Origin of the sequence: Pseudopedobacter beijingensis (assembly GCF_042678145.1) — a bacterium.
Taxonomy (GTDB): domain Bacteria; phylum Bacteroidota; class Bacteroidia; order Sphingobacteriales; family Sphingobacteriaceae; genus Pseudopedobacter; species Pseudopedobacter beijingensis.
On the sequence record NZ_JBHUDG010000013.1, the window covers coordinates 1 to 22380 of the forward strand.

Consider the following 22380-nt stretch of genomic DNA (forward strand, 5'->3'; position numbering starts at 1 on the left):
GCTTCCTTTTTAAAGGATTCAAAATCAAAATCGTATTGTGTTGCCATATTTATGTCGATAGTTTAAAGTTACACTATTGACACAGTTCGTGAAACACCCTCCCTTGATAACAAAAATCGGTTTAGAAATAATGTATTCCAAACCGATTTTTGTTATTAAAGAATCTTTGTAGCTATAACTATACGCTATCTTTCATAATGGTATGCCCCATTTTATCACGCTTAGCTTTTAGATATTTTTCGTTATGCTGATTTGAGGCTATTTCTATAGGAACATTTTCTACCACTTCTAACCCATAACCAATAAGCCCGGCTCTTTTTGTAGGATTATTAGACATCAATCGCATTTTTCTTACACCCAACTCTCTTAATATTTGGGCTCCCACACCATAATCTCTTTCGTCCATTTTAAAACCCAAAGCAATATTAGCCTCATAAGTATCCATTCCTCTTTCCTGAAGATTATAGCTTTTCAGTTTGTTGATTAAACCAATTCCTCTTCCTTCCTGATTCATATAAACGATAATCCCTTTCCCTTCTTTTTCTATCATTTCCATCGCCTTATGCAATTGCGGCCCACAATCACATTTACAAGATCCAAAGATATCTCCTGTTACACAGGAACTGTGCACTCTCACTAAAACAGGTTCATTAGGCTCCCATTCTCCTTTTTTTATGGCTAAATGATTTTCCCCAGTATTAATCTGTGTAAAGGCTATCATTTCAAAGTCGCCCCATTCCGTAGGTAAGTTAACAGCTACTTCTTTTTTTATCAAAGACTCTCTCTTTAACCGGTACGAAATCAGATCTTGAATAGAAACTACCTTCATATCCCATTTCTTTGCCATTTCCAGCAATTCGGGAAGTCTGGCCATTTCACCTTGTTCGTCCATTACTTCACAAATAACACCCGCAGGCTCAAAACCTGCCAAAACAGCCAGGTCTATCGCCGCTTCTGTATGACCTGCTCTTCTTAAAACGCCTCCATTTTTTGCTATCAATGGAAAAATATGTCCGGGACGACCTAAATCTTCAGGTTTAGTTTCCGGATCTATTAATGACAAAATTGTTTTTGATCTGTCTGAGGCAGAAATCCCTGTTGTACAACCCTTCCCTATTAAATCAACGGTTACGGTAAAATTAGTTTCCAGCGTTGCGGTATTTTTACCAACCATTAAATCCAGCTCCAGTTCTTTTCCCCTTTGTTCTGTTATGGGAGCACAAATCAATCCTCTTCCTTCTTTCGCCATAAAATTAACTACTTCAGGAGTAGCATGACGGGCTGCAGCCAGAAAATCGCCCTCATTTTCACGATCTTCATCATCAACAACAATAATGATTTTTCCGGCTTGTATATCTTTAATTGCTTCTTCTATTGTATTTAGCATTGCTTTATCAACAAGTTCTTCGCTCATATTAAACGTTATCAAAGTTAATTATTTAAACAACAAGAACCCGCTTTATATAGTTTATAAAAAGTCAATTATTTATTAATACGACAATGTTGTTACAAACAGAACTATTTGCGTTCTTTCTTCTTGAAAATTTTCTTGAGAACGTTCTTATAGTAATCAACATCAAATAATACAGAATCTGCCGTTGCTTTATAAGTTAAGAATAAACCTAATGGAGTGAGTATGAATATAGCTATCCACATTCCCATTATTGGAGACAATGTACCATCTCTTGCCATTTTTTCTCCAATAGTACTTACTATATGATAAAAAAGGAAGAAAATAACAGAAACAACTACCGGAAGTCCCAAACCTCCTTTTCTGATAATAGCTCCCAGAGGTGCCCCTATAAAAAACAACACCAAACAGGATACGGAAAGTGTAAATTTTCTATTATATTCTATGATATACCTTGTTATGGTCTTAAATAGATCATCCGCTTCTAAACTTCTGGATTCCAGATAATCTTTTACACTTCTGGCATTTTGCGATGCATTTTCAGCAACCATCTCTCTTCTATCCCGACTAATCCCTGCAAACATCCCATCTTTTTCAAAATTTAACTTGGCAGGCTCAACATCTTTATTCATCTTAAATGATGGTGAAATTAATTTATAATAGGGAGATATCTGCCTATATAGCATATTAGTAACACTATCGTAATGCAAAGAGGTTTCTACTTTTGCCGAGTCCAATTCTTTCAGATTCATCATCTGATAATTATTTTTAAACAAACTTTCGTTCTCTCTTTTGAAATTAAAAGAAGACAGGTCAAACTTTTGCTGGGTTTCTGCAAACTTATATCTTACTAAACGCTCTCTTGGATTGTAGGTATTTCCTGCTGACTCTTCATATCTGACGCCACTTTTTAAAATCAGCACCATATAATTATTGTCTTCGGTCTTATACATCAGACCGGTATCTGCCATTAATACATTGGTATTTCCCGAACCTTTTGTATGATCATAAATCACCACATCTTTAAGCGTTTCTCCATCTTTCTCTTTCTTTTCTACCCGTATAGAATATCCAGGAATGCTATTATTAAAAACGCCTTCTTCGATAAGGAATGCTGCTTTTTGGTTTCTGACATCATACAACAGGGAGCCCATTTTAAGATTTGCCACTGGCAACATATAATCTGAAAATATAAAAGCTGCAATACTTAAACCTGTAATCATGATAAAAAGTGGTGCCATGGCTTTTTGCAACGAAATACCTGCTGACTTAATAGCTACCAGCTCATAATTCTCTCCAAGACTACCAAATGTCATGATCGATGATAGCAAAACAGCCAGAGGCAAGGCCATAGCTACGTTTGTAGCTGCTGCATACATCAACAACTGCAATATAACATACCATTCGAAGCCCTTCCCTATCAGATCATCTATGTATTTAAATAGAAAAAGCATCAACAAGACAAACATGACAATAAAAAATGTCACTATAAATGGTCTTATAAATGCTTTTACTATTAAAAGATGTACTTTTTTCACTTTGCAAAAGTAAAAAAAATTAGGCTCCTAATACACTCAGTAATGTATCTATTTGATTATCCCAAATCAATTGCCTGTCTTTCAAATTCTCTGCTCTGGAAAAATCGTTAATAATAAGGGCTACATCATTGGTAAGCTCGTCTTTACTAATTTCCATCTCAAAATAATAGCCTTCATTTTCTCCTAACCAGGAAAACTTTACCGTCTTGTTTTCTTTCGCAGATGTTAACCTCGCCTTCTGTTCTTCTCCATCATCCCAAATAAAAGTAAAAACTTGATCTCTGTAGTGAACCTCGTCTGCAAACCACTGCGACAGACCATTGGGTTCGCTAATAAAACTGTATAAAATCTTAGGTGAAGATTTTATTTCGTATTCCAAGGTAAACTTAACTTTTTCCGACATGTACTTAGTTTATAAAATTTCGCCAAGGCTTTCTTCCCTCAACTTGCTGTCCCTAAGAAAGCTAATTAAGTTTATATTTCCAACACTTTTTGTAAAAGATAAAATTTCACAACACACTGCACTCGGTTTATCCCTAGTATACAACTTAAGCTCCCCCTATATTGGATAATGTTTTATGGATACGCTTCCTCTTAAACACAGTATGTTTAAGCTCTTCTGATTTTCCCGTAATAATACTGATGTTACCATCTGCCTCCATCATGGCCAACTTTACTTCTTTTACCTGATCTACACCATGTTCACGCATGGCCTCCTCCAATTCATCACTGGTTATACCCAACTTATGCATCGCCGAGAAATCCATTTTCCCATCATGTATCAATATCTCAGGTTTTTCAAGTACAAAGTTTTTTATTCTGGGATTTTTAAGAAATAGTTTTTTAAGTATAAAATTAAGCAAAAACAATACCCCTGCTGCCACCAAACCACCACTTAAACTTGTATTATCTCCAACCATAGCATTTTGTACTGCATTACTAATCAGCAATATCAATATTACATCAATGGTATTCAGTTGCGAAAGTTCTTTCTTCCCTGTTAACCGTATGGCTACAATCATAAAAACATAAACCGACAAACACCTAAAAACTATATTTAAATAAGGCTCCATATATATTTTTACATATATAACGTTTGCTACTTATTTTGGTTGCCTATATTCTATTATTTTTTACTCCTAAAAATGAATAGGTTAGCTAATATTTCAATATTTTTTATTTTTCTATTGTTTATGAAGGTTATTTTAGCTTATATTTGCAACACTTTTTAAAAAAGTAAATGTCCCTGGCGGGGTAGCTCAGATGGTTAGAGCGCAGGATTCATAACCCTGAGGTCACGGGTTCAACTCCCGTCTCCGCTACATCAAAAAGCTCATCGAAAGATGGGCTTTTTTCGTTTTAAAGTGGCTTTAAACTGTATTAATTAAGCTATAGCAGTACTACTTCTGTATTGTTTCTATTCTGTTAATTTCAAGTGTAATTATACTAAAAACTTAGCTATAATCTTATAAACTGACGCATAAGTGACGCACTTATTTTATATCAATCCCATTTCCGCAAAACTGGAAAACCCTTCGGGACTTATAATAAGGTGATCCAGTATAGCAATGCCTAAGCATTTCCCTCCTCTTACAATCTGTTCCGTTAACCGTTTGTCCGGTTCACTGGGCGTTAAGTTACCACTGGGATGATTATGTGCCAATATCAATGAACAAGCTCCAGCTTTCAATGCAATACCAAATACAACCTTTAAATCAACCAGTGTTCCCGTTCTTCCTCCTGTAGAGAGATGGCTTATTCCCAAAACCCTATTACCTGTATTTAACAGGATCATCTTGAACTGTTCTATAATCTCTATGCTATCCATGTCCCAGGATTTCATCAATACTCCATAGGCTTCTTTAGCGTCATTAACACGCATCCTTTCCGATGCTTTTACTTTAGGTCTGTAAACCAATTGAATCTCGCTTACCTCTAATAAGGCATTTTCTTGTTCCATAATTGAAATGATTAAAATATTAAAGAATTAATTATGGAATCGGTATCAGCTTTGGGCTGAACTAAGTAAAGAAGCAACGGAATAAATAGGATTGAGCGTAAATGCCAGGGGAGCGTTTATGCCGGAATTTCTTTAAACGTGTTCTGACCACAAGCTTAAATTGGATGGAATGATTGATGATTTCTTTCCGTGGATAGTAGTAGTGATTTTAACATCAAAAGATGCAAATACGTCGTTTTAGCATAAAATGAAGTAAAAGTGCTGTTTTAGCCTAAAATTAGTCAAAACCTATGTTTTACCATTTTCCTCAAAAAAGTAAATTCTTGATAGTTCCTATATAATGACAAGTTTTGTTAAAAATGAGGAAGGATGATTAGTTAGAATGGATGTTACCTTTTAATCTGTAGGGATAAGATCTGTTTGTAAGAGTGAGTTTGATTCAATCGATTAAAAGGTATATATAAAGATATTTTCAGTCTATATGAGCTTCTTTCAAGATTAAAAGCTAGAGAATTCTTCCAAAAAGAGTACCTCACTTAAAAAGGCTTAAACGAGGTCTTATATTTTAGTTCTTATTTGAAAATCTTAGTTGTGCAACAGTTACCGATGTGTTAGCTGCTGCTTTTATTTCTGTCTTCATTACTCGAATTCTATCCATTTCTTTTCAAAGTAAATAGTTGTCGAGTTGTTTGCCTTGTCAGTTGCTATTGCTTTAACAAATTTTCCAGTTGTCGAGTTATATTTCAAAGTCAATTCGTCCATTCCTCCTGTGTCGTAATAGGCACCAAGCTTACAACCAAAAGGATTATTTTCAACATCATTTGTAAACACTGATAAAAGTAAAATCCGTTCTGATTTGGTGTCAGGTTTTTCGTATCCAAAGATTCTATGGTCTTGTCTAATGTTGGCAGTTAAATGTATTGTACTGTCACCGTCTTTCAGAAAAACAAAAGCTTTAGTGATATTGTCGCCAGAAGTAACAACACTTTCATTATTTACTTTGTCAATACTGTCAAGCTTTGTGATACTCTCTTTTGGTAGTTTATTTAGTGTCTGCTGATTATTTCCCTCTGTTTCGGTCGGCTTGTTGTCAGATGTTGAGTTTGTTTGTCCACAAGCTGAAAAAAGCAAGATTAATGTCAGTATATAAATTGTCGTTTTCATATTTCGTGTTCGTCTAAAGTTGCTGCTAACGTTTTGCAGGTTTAAGTTGAGCCTATTTTACTTGCACCAATTTCCCACAGCACTAATCCTAAATAAATGGCTTCAAATTTTCGTGTTTCCACTTCGCCCGAGGCTTAAATTAAAGTAGTGTTTTTATGAAATTAGATATGCAGTCAGACCAGAAGAACCCATTGCACAAGCAATTAAAAATAAGGCATATAGGTTTGTTTTACAGGAATAATAACCTAAACTATCTACCAACGATTTTGGTAGTTCGTTGAACATTCTTCGCGACAATAATATACCACCAACAAGATTGACTATTGTTCCTATCATTGCCCCCATAAATAAATTGTCAAACGCTTTAAATATTACAGTAATTATAATTCCTACAATACAAAAGAATATACCATTCATTTGATGCTTCGTAGCTACACCAATTGCATTAGTAAATAAATTTTCAATCCTTATGGTATCTGTTTTAGCTTCAATTATACCTCCATCAAAGGCTTTTTTATAGCATTTTCTAGCCCTAACATAGTAGCCGAATGCTTCCTGAACTTTTCCTTCACAATAAGTCAGCAAACTAGATTTAGGAAATTTTTCAAAACCTTTTCCAATCTCTTCTAAAGCGCCGTAATAATCATTTCCCTCAACTCTTTCAAAAGCCCATTCACAATAATTATCTTCAGTTATAGCACTTTGGCTTTTACTTGCTCTGGTTTGACTGTGGTCTGTAGTGGTATGTTGATGTTGCGAATGATGGTTCGAGTTACTTTGTTGTGTTTGATTAAAATTGTGGAAGTCATCGTGTACTTTTCTCTTCTGATAGTCAATTAGATTATCATAAGCTTCTTTTACTTCAATAAATTTGTCAGCAAAGAAAGTATTCCCTTGATGTTTGTCTGGATGGTAATGTTTTGCATACTCTTTGAAAGCAGATTTAATTTCTTCGTTACTGCAAGTTGGGTCAAGACCTAAAGTTTGGTAATAATTTTTCATTTAAAGTTGGTGAGTTCTGTTAATTAAATATGTCGATTTTTCATTCTTTATGATATAGCCAGATAGGTACAACTATTCCGCTAAGAAAACCTAGGAAAAATAATGTCCTAACCAAACCAGACCATTCGTCTAATTCTATAGTCCAAGAAATAAATGAACAAAAAATATAAAAAAATACAATTATCACGACGCCCATAATATAGAAAGGTGTCGTTGGTTGGTCAACGTTATATTTAGTATTTCTTGTGGCGGATTTAGGGTACTGGTTTTTTAAACTCACTTCTGTTACAATTTTTCCATCTCTAATTGCAGTTGAACAATGGCAATGTGGACATTTGACTTTTCCTTGTCCACTACCTGGAACCCTAAGTTTTTTTCTACAGTTCGGGCAACTTATTTCTACTTTCATTCATTAATTCTGTTTTTTTTTGCGAAGGTCGGCAAAACATTACTGGTAACTTCTATATATGCGCAACTTTATGGCACATCCATATCCAATATGGATGATAGATGTTTAAGTTTTGCACCTAAATATATTAAATACTTACAATATTAAAAGAAAATAATTATCACTTCCATTAATACCTATACTGTCTTTGCTCGCCTAACTGCGAGAAGAGAGAAAGTCTTTGTCGGGAAAGTTCGCAGAACGACGACAAAATATGTTTTAACACAAGTGTCTGGCGTGTGTTATTGTTTAAAGGGGAATGAGCGTAAGGATTACAATAACCATGACGGACACGCAGCTTTCTCGAAGACGCAGGCGAGCTGAAAAGTGGGAAGCGGTTAGAATTATTAGAGAATGAACGGAGTGAATATCAATAATTCTAAGGAGAGCTTCCATGGAGCAACTCGTTTGAACCATGCAGATAGGATGACAAATCCTGAACGATAGTGAACAGTGGAGTTGATGTGCTTGAAAAGCTGATCAACGAAACCGGATTTGGCAACCTATATGCGTTCTTAGTCGTTGCGGAATGCCGCTTTACCTATCATGTTTGCAATGGCTGAACCGATTGACACCGAACCCAAACTGAAAGTACCACCTTTTAATCTGTAGGGATTACCCTGCCCATCTCCCTAACCGAAAGACTGATTCTTACCTTATCCCATCGTAAGCAGACAAAAAGTGGGTGAGGTAAGATATCAGGATTGAAATCGATGCTCAATAAAAAAAGCCACACTGCTGTGGCTTCTTGTAAATGGATGGTTAATTGCAGTTATAATCAACACTTGCCTCTTGCCAGCGAGAATAAGATCCTGTATTATAAATTTCCTTATAGCCATTAATTTTTCCCTTGGCATCTTTTTTATAGGTATAAGAACTGCCCCAAGGATAATCACTTTGTATTAGGACAGGTGCATTCTTTGACATTTTACCAAAATATTCAATTAGCCCTCCGTTCCATTTAGATGAAGAATAATAATTGTAAATCTCTTGAGCGATAAGTTTATCCTTAATAACATCATTCCCATACGTAATGGTCTCTGTAACTGATGTTGGGGCTGAAACATTCCAGTTTGTAGTTTCGACAATTTTTACGAGATTTCCGTTTTCCCATGTATATGTCTTGATCGTATAATCACTACCATAAGGTCTTCTTGATTTAATCAGGTATCCCTCATTATTATATTCGAATTCACAAAAATAATCTATTTCTCCCTCCATATTGTAATCTTCAATTTTTACGATCCTTCCTTGAGCATCAAGGGTACATCTCGCAATGTTATCCCCATCTCTTTTAACAATTATCTTATCCGGGAAATATTCATAAGTGGCAGAACCGTCATCCTTGATCCGGCCTTTATCGTCAAATTTAACGACATCGGTAGAGGAATATCCATAACTATCCTCCCATTTAACCATTGCACAAGTCGGAATAGTTTCAGGTTCATCACCACCTTTGTCTTTTTTGCAAGCAACAAGCATCATCGTAGCTGTTAATGCCAACATTAAAATCTTTTTCATCAATAAATCTATTTGTTTTTAATACTGATGCAGACCCAACACCAGTGGTTTATAAATACAATAAGCGCAGGACTGTAACCTTAGATCTGAGAGAGAGGCACCTAGGAGAGCCCTGAACAAACAGATAGATTACGCCCCACGCTTATAGCATGAGACGCCAGTCTAACTGTCCTTGTTTTGTTCATTTGAAAATTTCCTAGGTTTTCTCCTTCTACAAGAACCTTAGCTAACGCTTATATCTTAATAATATGTAGTATTATATTATGTCTGTTTCGTGATTCAATATTTAAACTGCAAAATAAAGAGTTTTATGTAATATTAACTAAAAAAACTTAGTGTTCTTTTAAGGCACATATCATGGTATTGAAACTAAGCCATTCACATGGCCACCATGGGCCAACAGCCGTAAAGACACTAAAATCATTACTGTAGAATTCCTGTCTATGGAAATGGAGTCCCTTTCGGGCGACAAGATCTACAAATTCATTGATGTCCTCCAGTTTCAAAAACCTTGCACTGGCAAGATGGCCATCCTCGACATAAGTCCCATTGGGAATGTCTTTCTTAAAGTATTCCAATCCTCCCGGATATTTTTGTTCCAACACTTTCTTGGATACTATGAACTGATAAAATTCAAATAAAATCATATTTTCTAATGGATTAAACGGTTTTATTGCAGGAAATCATGGTGTAGAACATCTGAAATAACCTACGGATTAAAAGGTGTAAATTCTTGTCTGTTACTCTGGGCTCTATGTCTGTGTTATCATAACAGCTTCTACCTTTTAATCTGTGGGATAAGGTCTCTCAGTTCCCAAGCACTGTCTGTCAAAGAAAATCTCTTACTCAATCGATTTCTCACGAAATACTGAAGGGGGGTAAACTCGGGGGTGGAACTGTGTGGAAGTGACTCATATAAAATTTAAAAAATTGATTACTCAAAAAATAAGAGGGGGTATATACCCTAGGTTAAAAACTGAGTAGACTAAAAAATGAGATGATGATTATCATAATGGGAACGTTATAATCCGTTGGATTATGAAATGGACTTCTGTTTTATTGATTAAAAGGTGGCTCTGTCTGAATATAATCCGAGGTCTGTTTTTAGAGAGGGAATTTTTTTTGATGATGTTGTTACTCTTTCCTTAGGTAGGGCTAAAAGTAGGAGAAAATAATAAAAAAAGTTCCATGACAACTTAACTGATTCTATTGATGCATATATAGTCTTTTTTGTAGAATGTCTTGATGATTGTTTCTTTGCAATTAACCTTATAATCCGTAGGAATTAGAAGTGTATTTGGGTGATTTATGTTTGTTCCTATCGATTAAAAGGTAATGTATTCATAGCTCCATTTGATTATTTTAATCAAACCTTTGTGTTAGGGTACAAATAAGGTAGATAACATAGCTTGATTCTATTCTATTACATTTTCCCGTTATATTAAAGGGGGTATATCCCCCCCTAATCCAAACAATACTATTTTAAATTAAATTTGCTTTTTTCAATCCTATATCCATATATCTTTCTGCTCTCTTTTGTTCCAATATACTTACGTTCTGACACATCATAGTAATCACGGAGAAGTGTCATGCTTGGTTTTGCATTGTTTTTATTCTTGTAGAAACTTTACAATCTGTGCAAGTATCGATTAAAAGGTTATCTCTGGTAATCAACATAAAAAAGCAGGATGTGCGAACACCCTGCTAATATCTATTAATTATAACTCTGGCAGTACATCTCGTAAGTTTTCATCGTTAACCTCTCCCAATCCGCGTAAGTAATTAAGAGTCACAATCATATCTGAATGTCCAAGCAACTTTTGAATAACATGTAAGTCTTTACATTTTTTGTATACATTTACTGCCCCTGTATGCCTGAAAGAATACAATGTTTGTTGAGACCTAATTAATTTCAACTTAATCATTTCCGTTTTAGCTCTAGACCATTGTGTTTTGAAATAATCATCGTTATACGGAACTAATTCCCGAGTAAAAAGGTTACTATCCCTATCAATAACACCATTAAATCTTCTCTTAATCTCGTCAGTTACATAACTAGGCACAAAAACAGTTCTTATCCTGCCACTTTTATTCTCATCACCTGACAGATGAATTTCACTAAAATCATTGTAAAAATGAGCCATCTTTAACATTCTTACCTCTTTATGTGGGCGCAAGAAGCAACCATATGTTAACAAACAACATAGATAAAGATTAGAGTACTTCTCTTTGAGAAATTCAAGAACCTTACTCAATTCGTTGTCGGTAAATGTTTCATGTAGTACTGACTTTGCCTTAGCACGCAATGTTCTTGTTATAAGATTTCTCTCCATTATCTCTTTACGAATCATATCTGAAAAGAAAACGGAAAGACTACTTCTCTTATTCATGTAATGCCTATTTGAACTTTTAAATTGATCAAGGAAAGACTCAATATGCGATAACTTTAAATCCTTCGGTTCCAGACATAAGACTTCTTTAGGGAAGAATTGATTAAACTGATCATAAAGTTTTTGTAAATCTCTCTTGTACGTACTACTATAATTCATCGATAGCTTACTAGATAGTATATCTTTCATAGCCTCTTTTATAGTAAGTACTTTTACTTGAGGCTCCTTAATTGGACACCACCCTGACTTTAACGCCTTATCGAACTCATATTGCAAATTAATCAGCAGCTTATTTCTTTCCTCTAAGCTCTTGGCAGAGTTTGGGCTAATTGATACGCCTAACTTATTCCCATTGTATTCTCGACATCTAATCCCGTTATAATAATATAGGATGTATGACCTTGACGTTAAATCTGTGTTTGTGATAATTTTTGGTTCCGTGTACATGTTGACGCAAATTGCTGACGCAAAAGCGAAGCACATACCATAACCCAATAATATACAATATTTTATACAAAAGCTCACTTCTGTTCATAACCCTGAGGTCACGGGTTCAACTCCCGTCTCCGCTACAAAACCTTGATTACATAAATCAAGGTTTTTTTTGTTTAATCCCCTTTCAAATCGCCTTTAGTTTTATTATTCGACAAATAAAGCCCAAATTTGCAGCAACACCATATAATAATGATTAAAGCTATTTTTTTTGATATTGACGGCACCCTACTTAGTTTCAAAACCCATAAGGTACCTCAATCTACCATAGAAGCGATAAAAACCCTAAAAGCAAAAGGAATTAAAGTAATTGTAGCAACGGGACGAGCAATCAAACAGGTTGTTGGATTAGATGAGCTTGAGTTCGATGGTTATATTACTTTCAATGGAAACCTCTGCCTTTCTAAGGAGAAAGAAGTGTTTTTTAAAAATGCAATTCCAAAAGAAGACATTCAGGCTCTAATTAAATACCAGCAAGAAAGAAAAGCTTTCCCTTGTATTTTAATGGCCGAAGACGAAAACACCATCAATTTCGTAGATAACACGGTTATTGAAGTTTTCAATCTTTTAAACCTTCCTATTTATGAAGCTGTAGGAATGGAGAAAGCCACAGAAAAAGATGTTATCCAAATCAATGCATTCCTAAAACCAGAGGAAGATGCTGACTTAATAGAACATGCCTTAAAATCTTGTGAAACCAGCAGATGGACTCATCTTTTTGCTGATGTAAATGTCAAAGGCTCCAACAAAGGAACAGCCATAGATCAATTCGTCAAATACCTGGGCATTAATATCTCTGAAACCATGGCATTTGGCGATGGCGGGAATGATATAGAGATGCTAAAACATGCAGGCTTAAGTGTTGCTATGGGCAACGCCGGGGACGATGTTAAATCTGCAGCAGACTATGTTACCGATTCGGTTGATGATAACGGAATTTTCAATGCTTTAAAGCATTTTAACGTAATATAAAAAATCCGGGCCTGGCCCGGATCCAAACAAAACATAAACTTAAAGTTCACCTGTAAGATTTAGAGTTCCTCGTCATGCTGAGACCTATCTAAACCAAGTGTTTCCGCTTCCGGAGTCACTCTTATCGGAGAAATCATATCTGTGATTTTCAGTAACAAAAGAGATCCAAAAAATGCAAAAGCAGAAACAGCCACCAAGGCAATCAAATGAACAAAAAACAGCTTTGTTTCACCAAAAAATAAACCCTTCTCTCCCACTGCTTCATTAATAGTAGAGTCAGCAAAAACACCTGTAAGCAACATCCCCACCATACCTCCAACTCCATGACAAGGAAATACATCCAACGTATCATCTATAGAAGTTTTACTTCGCCAAATAACTACCAGATTACTTACCACCGCAGCAACTAAACCTATAACCATAGAATGAGGAATACTTACAAAACCCGCTGCCGGAGTAATAGCCACCAAGCCAACCACTGCACCTATACATGCCCCCATTGCTGATGGCTTTTTTCCTCTTACAATATCAAAAAATATCCAGGCTATAGCCGCTACAGACGAAGCCGTTGTTGTTGTAGCAAAAGCATAGGCCGCCAAACTATTAGCACCTCCTGCTGAACCAGCATTAAAACCAAACCAACCAAACCAAAGAAGCGCTGTCCCTAAAATAACATAGCTTATACGGGCCGGGGCATGCACAGAAGTTATACGGCCTTTAAGATACAAGGCCGAAGCCAAAGCCGCCCAACCTGCAGACATATGCACCACAGTACCTCCGGCAAAATCCAACACACCTGCTTTAGCCAGAATACCTTCCGGATGCCATGTTGCATGAGCTAAGGGAGAGTAAATAATGATAGAAAATAAGGTTATAAAAATAAGGTAAGAATTAAACTTTACACGCTCTGCAAAAGCCCCTGTAATTAATGCAGGTGTAATAATGGCAAACTTAAGCTGAAACATAGCAAACAATACCAGAGGAATAGAAGGTAAAGCCGGCCATGCCTGATGAGTCAATACATTTTTAAGCATATAAAAAGTAGAAGGATTACCTATTATACCGCCAATATCATCACCAAATGCGAGACTAAAACCAAAAAACACCCATATTACAGTTATCAGACACATACATATAAAACTCTGTAACATAGTTGAAATCACATTTTTCTTACTCACCATCCCTCCATAGAAAAATGCCAAACCAGGGGTCATGATAAGCACCAGAGCCGACGAAGTTAACAACCAGGCTGTATCACCCGAATCCAGTTCATACCCGGAAGTTGGCGATGTTGTAGCAGTAAATAAACCAATTAGGCTTATAGCTACAAGTACTGTAAATGGAAAATACTTTTTCATAATTTAATTTCTTTCTTTAACACTGTTTTTTTTCAATTGATCCTCGCAAGCCTTAATTACAAATAAATCAACAAAAAATTATTTTAAATAAATTTTTAACAAATATAAACCACTTTTATTGAAATAAAATTAATAAAAGTCATTTTTTATTAGAAAACAGTGAATTTTTAGTAAAATAACATTATTAAAAACATATTTTTCAAACACATTTAAAAAAACATCTAAAAAAAATACAGTTTTTACAATTTTATCAACACAAAAAACAAATAACACATAAAAAACAATCAAATAATAAAACATAAAAACACTAAAATTTTGATTTCATTAAAAATAATTTGATTTTTAATGAAAAATCAGACTAAAAACTGATTAAAGAGAAAGCCTTAATTTAAAAAACACCTAAATCAACCTCAAAAACTGATCTTCATCTCTTTTTAACTTATTTTTTAAACCATAAAATCTTAAAAAAGATGAAAAAATCAATTTCAACCATTCTCTTAGCAGGTTTATCTTTGTTTTATTCAAAAAACTATGCACAGGATACTACTCTCGGAACCACAGGTCTGAAAATTAATGGCAGTGCCGATGTTTATTGGAAATACGACTTTGCAAAACATAGTAATATCAATACTTTTTTCACGGAAGACCAAAATTCTATTTCTTTGGGAATGCTAGATCTGGCCATTAGCAAAAATACTGGTAAGGCCTTCTTTGTAGGAGAATTATCTTTTGGTCCGCGTGGACAATACCGTTCTTTGCTTAATGGCGACCAAAACCCAACTAATGCCGATAACAGTTTCCACCTGCAAAACTTATACATTGACTATGCATTTACAGATAAACTAAATCTAACTGCTGGATTTATGGGCACATTTGTTGGCTACGAAGTTATTTCACCAACCGCCAACTTCCATTACTCTACCTCTTATCTTTTTGGAGCGGGTCCTTTTCAAAATGCGGGAATAAAAGCGACTTATTCTTTTTCCGATAAAATAAGCGGTATGATAGGCCTATTCAATGACTGGAATACCTATCAGGATTTTAACGGAATTTCTCATATTGGTTCTCAAATCAGCATAACACCTAACGAAAAGACTAATGTATACCTTAACTTTTTAACAGGATCTTCTGAAGGAGGAAACAGCAATTATTCATCCGGTACACTTTTAGACTTAGTGGCAAATTATTCTTTCAACAACAAATTTTCATTAGGGATTAATGCTACAGACTATTCTTTTAAATCTGATGGTGGTTATTACGGTGCTGCGCTTTATCCTAAATTTAGTATTCAAGATAATATTGGAATAGGATTAAGAGGTGAATATTTCAAAGTAAAAGACGAAGGAGGTTTAAGTGGCGATGCCAAAACTGCACTTACATTAACCGGAAACTTTAAACATGGAGGACTTGTTTTTATTCCTGAACTAAGATGGGACAACAGCAAGTTAAAAGAATTCACCAAGTCAGACCTGATTACAGCTACCCCAAATGCCATACAGTTCTCTGCAGCTTTGGTGTATAGTTTCTGATAACAGATATACTTATAACAAGGTTTTATTTCTGCATTTATAAACAAAATAGCAGAAATAAAACCTTATTACCTTATACTTATTTTATATTTAGAAAATCACCTATCAGATACATTTCCCTCCAATAAAGTAAACCTGCTTTGCAGTTTTATATCATCAGAAGCTGTACCAATCATAACTAAAAAATCACCTGGCTCTGCTCCCCACTCCAACTGGTTATTATAAAAAGAAAGCTTTTCTTTGTTAATCACAAAATTTATTTTTTTACTTTCTCCAGATTGAAGATAAACTTTTGTAAAATCTTTCAGTTCTTTCATCGGTCTTACTACAGACGCCACCTCATCTTTCAAATAAAGTTGCACTACTTCTTCGCCGGCATATTTACCATTATTTACTAATGTAAATTCAACTTTTACAGATTCCCCTGAATTCAATTTATCTTTACTTAACACCAGATCTTTATACTCAAAATTAGTAAAGCTTAATCCATGGCCAAAAGCAAAAGCCGGAGTATTTGGAGAGTCTATATAAGCTGATTTATAAGTTATATATTTAGGATTTTTTATAGGTCTCCCTGTATTATAATAATTATAAGATAAAGGAATTTGTCCTTCATGACGAGGGAATGTTACAGGTAGTTTTCCTGATGGATTATAATCCCCAAACAACACATCAGCTATGGCATTGCCTGCTTCATCACCCAACCACCAGGCATAAAGAATAGCATCTGCCTTTGCTGCAATGTCATTAAATATTAATGGACGTCCCGCCATTAAAATCACCACAACTGGCTTCCCTGTAGCTTTTACTGCATTAAAAAGAGCTTCCTGCTCACCATTTAGGTGGATATTTGTTTTAGACTTGGCCTCTCCACTCATATCCCAGCTTTCTCCCAAAGCCATAATAACCACATCTGATTGTTTCGCGTAATTGACAGCTTCTTCAAATCCTTCCTGACTATTTCCTGTAATACTGCAACCTTGTGCGTATTTTATCTCTGCTTTTTTACCTAATTTATTACTAATACCTTCATAAAGACTTACCACCTGAACCGTATCTGTATTTACTATCCAGCTTCCCTTATGATCTCTTTTACTTTTCACCAATGGGCCAATTAATGCCAACTTTGTTTTCCCTTTTGCCAACGGCAATAAAGCAGATTCATTTTTCAGCAAAACAATAGACTTCTTTGCAACATCTCTGGCTATATTTTTATGACTAACATCACTCAATACTTTCGCTTCTCTTTTTAAATCAGAAAACTTATAGGGATTATCAAACAATCCCAACTCGAATTTTTTATACAGAATTCTCCTGACTGCATCATCCACTACAGATTCACTTACTTTATTTTCCTTAATTAGACGATGCAGATAGTTTTTATATGCCCTGCTTTCCATATCCATATCACTACCTGCATTAATGGCTTTTTCTGCTGCCTCTGCATTATCCCTGGCATAACCCCACGTAACCATCTCTCCAATAGACCCCCAATCACTTACAACAAATCCTTTGTAATTCCATTTCCCTTTCAGGATATCTCTTTGCAGATATTGATTTCCTGTAGCCGGGATACCATTTAGCGTGTTAAAAGAATTCATAAAAGTGGCTACTCCAGCATCAACAGCTGCTTTAAAAGGAGGCAGGTATGTCTCCCACAATTGATGATCACTTAAATCTACGGCATTGTAATCACGCCCGGCGATGGAAGCACCGTAAGCTGCAAAATGTTTAGCACATGCCATAACCGCATCGGTATTTCCTAATTTTTCTCCCTGAAAGCCTTTCACTCTTGCCGAAGCAATCAAAGAACCTAAGTAAGTATCTTCTCCTGCACCTTCCATTACTCTTCCCCATCTTGGATCACGACTGATATCTACCATAGGCGCAAATGTCCAGTGAATTCCCGCTGCCGCTGACTCTTTAGCCGCTATGTGCGCAGAAAGTCGGATAGCCTCCAAATCCCAGCTTGCCGCTTCTGCCAATGGAATCGGGAAGGTAGTTTGATAGCCATGAATAACATCCAGGCTGAATAGCAACGGAATCTTCAATCTCGATTCCATTGCCAGCTCCTGAATTTCACGTGTATCTTTTACCCCTTTAACATTAAGCATAGAGCCTACCCAACCGTTTTTAATATCGCTGCGCAGATCTGTTTTCACTTTGCTTTCGGGACCGGTAACCTGTCTGCCTGAATATTGGTTTAACTGTCCTATTTTTTCTTGCAGGGTCATTAGTTTTAATAAACTATCTACCCGCTGCTCTATACTTTTTTGTTGCGCGATTGCGTTTACACTTATTCCGAGGAATAGAATTAACATACTGAATTGCCTGTTCATCTTCTTGTTTATATTTCCTTATTAGTTTCTTGCCTTATATATGTTTTGATTAAACGGGCTAATTCTCATTTTCTCCATCGTTTCACTATGGTACAATATTGAGATCAAGCCCATCTCTGAAATTATAGTAGTTTTGTTTTACTCCGTAGCTTGTGTTAAATAGAGTTGCTTCTGCATTTACTCCCCAGGCAGAATCTGCGTCGCCTATATTCCATAAAGTAATGCCCCAGCGCTGGCTTACCGGTACAATTTCCTGATATGCCTTTGCGACATTATAATATAAAGACTTTTGCAGGTTGCGGCGGTTAGTCAGTTCTGACGAAGGCACAGTAGTTTCTCCTGGCGAAAGCAGCGAAATATCCAGCTCGGCAATATGTATCAATAAACCGGTATCTTTCATTTTCTGAATAGCTGCCTTTATATTAGCTAAAGGTGTACTCCATCTGATGTGCATTTGTAAACCAACACCATTAATAATCGGGTCACCTCCTTCACGTAAGGGTTTCAATGCCATTACTTTATTATAAATGGCATTTAATTTTGTGGTAGAATATTCATGACCGTAATCGTTATAAAAAAGTTTTAGTTTCCAGTTTGAATTTGCTCTTGCTGCTTGTCGGGCATATCTGAAAGCTTTTTCAATATACGGCTCGCCCATATATCTTTTCCAAAGGCTGCCAATATCTTCTCCGGCGACTATATTTTCATTACCTCTTAATGTCCCATCGTCATAATAGGCTTCATTTACAACATCCCATGATGTTAACAAAGGCAAAGAAGGATTACCTGCTTTGTAATTATTGCTATAAAAAGCAACCGTTTTATAAATATGCCGCTTCATAATAGCATCAAGCGTATCAGCCCGCTGTGCTACCGGCGTATTGTTGACTTCTGTACTAACCCAATTGGGCAATGCCCGGTGCCATACCAAAGCATGCCCATGTATTCTTTTTGAACCATGGTCTTTTGCCAGATTAGGAATTTTTTCATTTTTTTCTTCTATTCCATTCCCCAGTATTCCAAAATCCCATACAAATTTTTGTAGATTGAGACTGTTCATTTTCATGTCGTTCTCCGCAGTAATACTGTTATAATGCAATTTTGCCAAATCTTTATAAGCAGTATTGGTAAATCTGTTAGAATTAACTGCTGCTCCTATAATCACATCTGTATTTACTCCCTGCAATATGTTGCTTACTGCTGTTGTTGCACTTTCCTGTTTATTGCTTTCTTTTACAGAAAGTGTCAATTCATTTGCTTTTTCTGCCTGACATGCTCCTAACATGAAGCACACAAGCGATGTGTAAATCGTTAAATTTTTCATCGGGTTTATAATTTAATTTATTGGTTGATAAACGCTTTTTAAGTACCAATACTCTCTCCCCAAAGTATCGGTATTTTTTTGGAGTGTAACATCTACTCCCCGGTCTGTATCCTCACGAAACAATATTCAATATTGCGGCTGACCCAAAAGTCTTTTGTCATTTCGACCAACGGGAGACTTGCAAAGCAATCATGAGCACCTTTAAAAATATAATAGCTCACGAATAAATCTCTATCAGAACGTTTTATAAAGAGATTCCTCTCCCGAAAACCGGGATCGGAATGACAAAACGTGACGATTTAGGCCATTTTGGTCACCCCCCGGAGGGAGAAGCCTATAAACATTGGCATCTTCACCCCAGAAATGCCGGTGTTTTACATTAAATTATTATTATTGCCACACAAATTTTTTAGTGATAACTTCTGCCTGAGCATTTAATATTGCAATTTGCACTCCTGCTTTTGCTCTGTTTACCGGCAGGCTTATTTTGTTATATCCTTTTTCGAGGTTTAAGGATTCCTCCAACAAAACCTGTCCGTTTATGTCAAGTATGCGTATTTTTCCCTGCTGTTTCGTGGCGGAATAAACAGACACCTCTGCAATAGCTTTTAATGCCGAAGCATAAATGTTAAAATCTGTTTTTTCGATTGTTGTTGTCACCTGCACAGGACCATAGAACTCAGATTTGCCGTCTTTATCAAATTGTTGCAGCTTGTAATAATTTACGCCCGGAAATGGATTGTTATCGTTAAAAGTATAATTTGTATTGCTATCGGCATTTCCTGTGGCTTTTACCTCTCCTATTTTTTGAAAATCTATTCCGTTAAATGATTTTAAGATATCAAAATGCGAACTGTTTTTTTCTGCTGCCGTTAACCAGTTTAATTTGATAATATTTCCTTCATTTTTAGCTTCAAATGAAGTTAATGTTACCGGCAGCACACCTGTTCCGGGTGCTAAAGTTACTCCTCTGAATGTAGTATTCGCGGATGCTGTTGCTATTAATTCCGGCATTCCAGCAAAATTTGTATCACCGTCGCTGGCATCTGTAAATATATCGTCTACAGTATAAAGCCGTGAGTCATTGCTGCCTGGTGTTCCCCATGTTGTAAAGAATATTTTAACACCGGTAGAAGTTTTAACAGCCGTTAAACTTCTGGTTCCCGCAGGTACACTAATATCCCCCTTAGCTAACCAGCTTGTTCCTCCTAAATTTGATCTGTATTTTCTTATAACAGGGCCATTATCGTCAATCACATAAAGTAAAGTTCTAGCAGGACTACCCGGAGATTTTACTACTGCAACCTGATGTGCATTAGAAGGAGCTGTTGTACCCCCAAAATCATTAGTCTTAAATGATGTAGAGGTTGTAATCAAATCAGCAAACGGAATATTGTTCTGATTATCCGGTGCAAATATCTTTGCAAGGGTTACGCCATTTAGCACTGTTTCTGCTATAGTTAACACCCTTGGTGCATTTTGTGCCGAAGAAACTCTTACCGAAGCATCTGTTGTACCCACAGTTTTGTATCTTACTCCACCGTCATAACCATTAAAATATACAGATGTTCCTTCTACTACAGCCGAACGCGGAGCACCTATAGCATCTACTACCAAAGTATTAGCACCAACAGCTCCGGCGGCATTAATAGTTGCTACAACAAACTGTCCTGCCTGGTCGGGATTGTGCCCTATGATGGAAAGCGTTGAACCATCTTTTGATAATACGGGATAACCTTCTGATTCGTAGGCTCCGCCAGAGGTTAGCGCCAAACCTTCCAACCCATAATTAGCACCGTTTGCTGTACGCGATATGGGAATAGTTTTCACATAACTACCCGATGCTGTATACTCATCAATAAACACAGGTACACGCTGTCCGTTTGACATTGGAAATTCGCCATCTCCATAGCGATAAACCGCTAAATTCCCCGGAGTAAATTGCGCATAGGCAGAAATCCCTGCTATCATGCACATGGTTAAAAGTAGATTTTTTTTCATCTTATTTATCAATTATTATTGGTTTTCTTTTTACTGAATCTGTAATTTATGCCTAATTCAAAATCACCATTCGTATAACCTTTCATAGCTGCCGTATTGGTAGTGTACATTCCTGTAAATGTTAAGGCATTATTATAGCCTACGCCAAAACCAAATGTGGCACTTTCTGTAGTGTGATATAAGCCAAATACATTGAATTTATTCTGATAATTGAAATTTGCTCCAACATCCAGTATGTTATCAAATTCTTTAATTCCCCGGTATCCTATTTTCGGTTCGGCAGTAAACTGATTATTTAGTTCTATTTTGTATGCTACAGCGGTAAAGAAAGTGGCATAGTTTACGCCATTTGCAAAATTGGGGTCTGTTTCCAGATAATTCCCCAAATTAAGAACAGAGGCCTGCAATGTTAACTTTTTATCGGTATACGCTACACCAAAATCTCCATCTAGTTTGCCTCCTCTGTCGTTAAATCTGTTTGTTACCGGGTCATGGCTATCTCCTGTAATGTCTCTGTTATTAATATACTCTCTTGCTACTCCAAGAGACAAGCCAAAATGTACTTGTTTATCTTCGGCTATTGGTAAATGATAGGCATAAGTTGCCATAAATCTGGTGTGGTTAATCAATCCGCTTTTTTCAAAACTAAGATTCAAGCCTACTGCTGTCCGGTTAGCAAAGCCATAATCTCCAGTAATAGATTGGGTAACCGGTGTACCGGGAATCTGGTTGAACTGTTTACGATAAACCAGATTGGCATTTAATCCTTTTTCTGCTCCTGCAAAGGCAGGATTCCCTAAATACTGATTCTGGAAATACATATTCCCCAAAGGATTAAGCTGTGCAGATACTTCGTGGATAGTTGCTATCCCAATAAAAAGTCCTGCGAGATATTTATATAGTTGTTTCATCTTTTTACTGATAAAATCCT

General features: G+C 36.1%; 18 protein-coding genes and 1 tRNA gene. 3 read left to right on the forward strand and 16 right to left on the reverse strand.

From position 1 onward, the window contains the following. Positions 1-178 precede the first annotated feature (178 nt). The 4 genes from ACFSAH_RS08860 to ACFSAH_RS08875 form a co-directional block, all read right to left on the reverse strand. On the reverse strand, positions 179-1387 hold the full coding sequence (locus ACFSAH_RS08860; RefSeq protein WP_379662444.1) for a bifunctional 3,4-dihydroxy-2-butanone-4-phosphate synthase/GTP cyclohydrolase II: 1209 nt from the start codon (positions 1385-1387) through the stop codon (positions 179-181). Positions 1388-1518: 131 nt separating this feature from the next. Continuing rightward, positions 1519-2949 carry an LptF/LptG family permease gene (locus ACFSAH_RS08865; protein WP_379662365.1) on the reverse strand — a complete coding sequence of 477 codons (1431 nt, stop codon included), beginning with the start codon at positions 2947-2949 and terminating at the stop codon, positions 1519-1521. A 19-nt stretch (positions 2950-2968) separates the two neighbouring features. Further along, complete coding sequence (locus tag ACFSAH_RS08870; RefSeq protein WP_379662366.1) at positions 2969-3352, reverse strand: START-like domain-containing protein; 384 nt, start codon at positions 3350-3352, stop codon at positions 2969-2971. Positions 3353-3497: 145 nt separating this feature from the next. Then, on the reverse strand, positions 3498-4022 hold the full coding sequence (locus ACFSAH_RS08875) for a DUF421 domain-containing protein (protein WP_379662367.1): 525 nt from the start codon (positions 4020-4022) through the stop codon (positions 3498-3500). 175 nt (positions 4023-4197) lie between these two features. Between ACFSAH_RS08875 and ACFSAH_RS08880 the strand changes: the two genes are divergently transcribed. After that, positions 4198-4271, forward strand: a tRNA-Met gene (locus ACFSAH_RS08880). A 176-nt stretch (positions 4272-4447) separates the two neighbouring features. Here ACFSAH_RS08880 and ACFSAH_RS08885 read toward each other — a convergent pair. The 7 genes from ACFSAH_RS08885 to ACFSAH_RS08915 form a co-directional block, all read right to left on the reverse strand. Next, positions 4448-4909 (reverse strand): JAB domain-containing protein, encoded by a 462-nt coding sequence (locus ACFSAH_RS08885; RefSeq protein ID WP_379662368.1) that lies wholly within the window; start codon positions 4907-4909, stop codon positions 4448-4450. 639 nt (positions 4910-5548) lie between these two features. Further along, on the reverse strand, positions 5549-6073 hold the full coding sequence (locus ACFSAH_RS08890; protein ID WP_379662369.1) for a hypothetical protein: 525 nt from the start codon (positions 6071-6073) through the stop codon (positions 5549-5551). Positions 6074-6226: 153 nt separating this feature from the next. Continuing rightward, positions 6227-7075, reverse strand: a complete 849-nt coding sequence (locus tag ACFSAH_RS08895; RefSeq protein ID WP_379662370.1) for a J domain-containing protein — start codon at positions 7073-7075, stop codon at positions 6227-6229. Between the two features lie 40 nt (positions 7076-7115). Further along, positions 7116-7484 carry a zinc ribbon domain-containing protein gene (locus tag ACFSAH_RS08900; protein ID WP_379662371.1) on the reverse strand — a complete coding sequence of 123 codons (369 nt, stop codon included), beginning with the start codon at positions 7482-7484 and terminating at the stop codon, positions 7116-7118. Positions 7485-8285: 801 nt separating this feature from the next. After that, entirely contained in the window at positions 8286-9044 is a 759-nt protein-coding gene (locus tag ACFSAH_RS08905) for a hypothetical protein (RefSeq protein WP_379662372.1), read from the reverse strand. 332 nt (positions 9045-9376) lie between these two features. After that, on the reverse strand, positions 9377-9691 hold the full coding sequence (locus ACFSAH_RS08910; RefSeq protein ID WP_379662373.1) for a hypothetical protein: 315 nt from the start codon (positions 9689-9691) through the stop codon (positions 9377-9379). Between the two features lie 1071 nt (positions 9692-10762). Beyond that, the gene (locus ACFSAH_RS08915; RefSeq protein WP_379662445.1) at positions 10763-11917 is read right to left on the reverse strand and encodes a tyrosine-type recombinase/integrase; all 1155 of its coding nucleotides are present in this window, start codon (positions 11915-11917) and stop codon (positions 10763-10765) included. A gap of 201 nt (positions 11918-12118) precedes the next feature. Here ACFSAH_RS08915 and ACFSAH_RS08920 point away from each other — a divergent pair, with 201 nt between their 5' ends. Then, positions 12119-12898: a Cof-type HAD-IIB family hydrolase gene (locus tag ACFSAH_RS08920; protein WP_379662374.1), complete on the forward strand. Its 780-nt coding sequence runs from the start codon at positions 12119-12121 to the stop codon at positions 12896-12898. Positions 12899-12957: 59 nt separating this feature from the next. Here ACFSAH_RS08920 and ACFSAH_RS08925 read toward each other — a convergent pair whose 3' ends face one another. After that, positions 12958-14256 (reverse strand): ammonium transporter, encoded by a 1299-nt coding sequence (locus ACFSAH_RS08925; RefSeq protein ID WP_379662375.1) that lies wholly within the window; start codon positions 14254-14256, stop codon positions 12958-12960. A gap of 470 nt (positions 14257-14726) precedes the next feature. Between ACFSAH_RS08925 and ACFSAH_RS08930 the strand changes: the two genes are divergently transcribed. Then, the gene (locus ACFSAH_RS08930) at positions 14727-15785 is read left to right on the forward strand and encodes an outer membrane beta-barrel protein (RefSeq protein WP_379662376.1); all 1059 of its coding nucleotides are present in this window, start codon (positions 14727-14729) and stop codon (positions 15783-15785) included. Between the two features lie 98 nt (positions 15786-15883). Here ACFSAH_RS08930 and bglX read toward each other — a convergent pair whose 3' ends face one another. The 4 genes from bglX to ACFSAH_RS08950 all read right to left on the reverse strand — a co-directional run bounded on the left by bglX (position 15884) and on the right by ACFSAH_RS08950 (position 22360). Next, positions 15884-18124 (reverse strand): beta-glucosidase BglX, encoded by a 2241-nt coding sequence (gene bglX, locus ACFSAH_RS08935; protein ID WP_379662377.1) that lies wholly within the window; start codon positions 18122-18124, stop codon positions 15884-15886. Between the two features lie 85 nt (positions 18125-18209). Beyond that, positions 18210-19448, reverse strand: coding sequence for an endo-1,4-beta-xylanase (locus ACFSAH_RS08940; RefSeq protein ID WP_379662378.1), 1239 nt, complete (start codon positions 19446-19448; stop codon positions 18210-18212). Between the two features lie 390 nt (positions 19449-19838). Further along, a complete protein-coding gene (locus ACFSAH_RS08945) occupies positions 19839-21449 on the reverse strand; it encodes a hypothetical protein (RefSeq protein WP_379662379.1) in 1611 nt (536 codons plus the stop codon). 8 nt (positions 21450-21457) lie between these two features. Beyond that, positions 21458-22360, reverse strand: coding sequence for a PorP/SprF family type IX secretion system membrane protein (locus tag ACFSAH_RS08950; protein ID WP_379662380.1), 903 nt, complete (start codon positions 22358-22360; stop codon positions 21458-21460). Between the last annotated feature and the right edge of the window lie 20 nt (positions 22361-22380).

Excerpts from the sequence above, each read along its gene's own strand:
- ACFSAH_RS08950 (WP_379662380.1), bottom strand. The coding sequence starts at position 22,360 with ATGAAACAACTATATAAATATCTCGCAGGACTTTTTATTGGGATAGCA.
- bglX (WP_379662377.1), bottom strand. The coding sequence starts at position 18,124 with ATGAACAGGCAATTCAGTATGTTAATTCTATTCCTCGGAATAAGTGTA.
- ACFSAH_RS08870 (WP_379662366.1), bottom strand. The coding sequence starts at position 3,352 with ATGTCGGAAAAAGTTAAGTTTACCTTGGAATACGAAATAAAATCTTCA.
- ACFSAH_RS08945 (WP_379662379.1), bottom strand. The coding sequence starts at position 21,449 with ATGAAAAAAAATCTACTTTTAACCATGTGCATGATAGCAGGGATTTCT.
- ACFSAH_RS08920 (WP_379662374.1), top strand. The coding sequence starts at position 12,119 with ATGATTAAAGCTATTTTTTTTGATATTGACGGCACCCTACTTAGTTTC.
- ACFSAH_RS08940 (WP_379662378.1), bottom strand. The coding sequence starts at position 19,448 with ATGAAAAATTTAACGATTTACACATCGCTTGTGTGCTTCATGTTAGGA.
- ACFSAH_RS08915 (WP_379662445.1), bottom strand. The coding sequence starts at position 11,917 with ATGTGCTTCGCTTTTGCGTCAGCAATTTGCGTCAACATGTACACGGAA.
- ACFSAH_RS08890 (WP_379662369.1), bottom strand. The coding sequence starts at position 6,073 with ATGAAAACGACAATTTATATACTGACATTAATCTTGCTTTTTTCAGCT.
- ACFSAH_RS08895 (WP_379662370.1), bottom strand. The coding sequence starts at position 7,075 with ATGAAAAATTATTACCAAACTTTAGGTCTTGACCCAACTTGCAGTAAC.
- ACFSAH_RS08930 (WP_379662376.1), top strand. The coding sequence starts at position 14,727 with ATGAAAAAATCAATTTCAACCATTCTCTTAGCAGGTTTATCTTTGTTT.
- ACFSAH_RS08885 (WP_379662368.1), bottom strand. The coding sequence starts at position 4,909 with ATGGAACAAGAAAATGCCTTATTAGAGGTAAGCGAGATTCAATTGGTT.
- ACFSAH_RS08905 (WP_379662372.1), bottom strand. The coding sequence starts at position 9,044 with ATGAAAAAGATTTTAATGTTGGCATTAACAGCTACGATGATGCTTGTT.
- ACFSAH_RS08910 (WP_379662373.1), bottom strand. The coding sequence starts at position 9,691 with ATGATTTTATTTGAATTTTATCAGTTCATAGTATCCAAGAAAGTGTTG.
- ACFSAH_RS08925 (WP_379662375.1), bottom strand. The coding sequence starts at position 14,256 with ATGAAAAAGTATTTTCCATTTACAGTACTTGTAGCTATAAGCCTAATT.
- ACFSAH_RS08860 (WP_379662444.1), bottom strand. The coding sequence starts at position 1,387 with ATGCTAAATACAATAGAAGAAGCAATTAAAGATATACAAGCCGGAAAA.
- ACFSAH_RS08875 (WP_379662367.1), bottom strand. The coding sequence starts at position 4,022 with ATGGAGCCTTATTTAAATATAGTTTTTAGGTGTTTGTCGGTTTATGTT.
- ACFSAH_RS08900 (WP_379662371.1), bottom strand. The coding sequence starts at position 7,484 with ATGAAAGTAGAAATAAGTTGCCCGAACTGTAGAAAAAAACTTAGGGTT.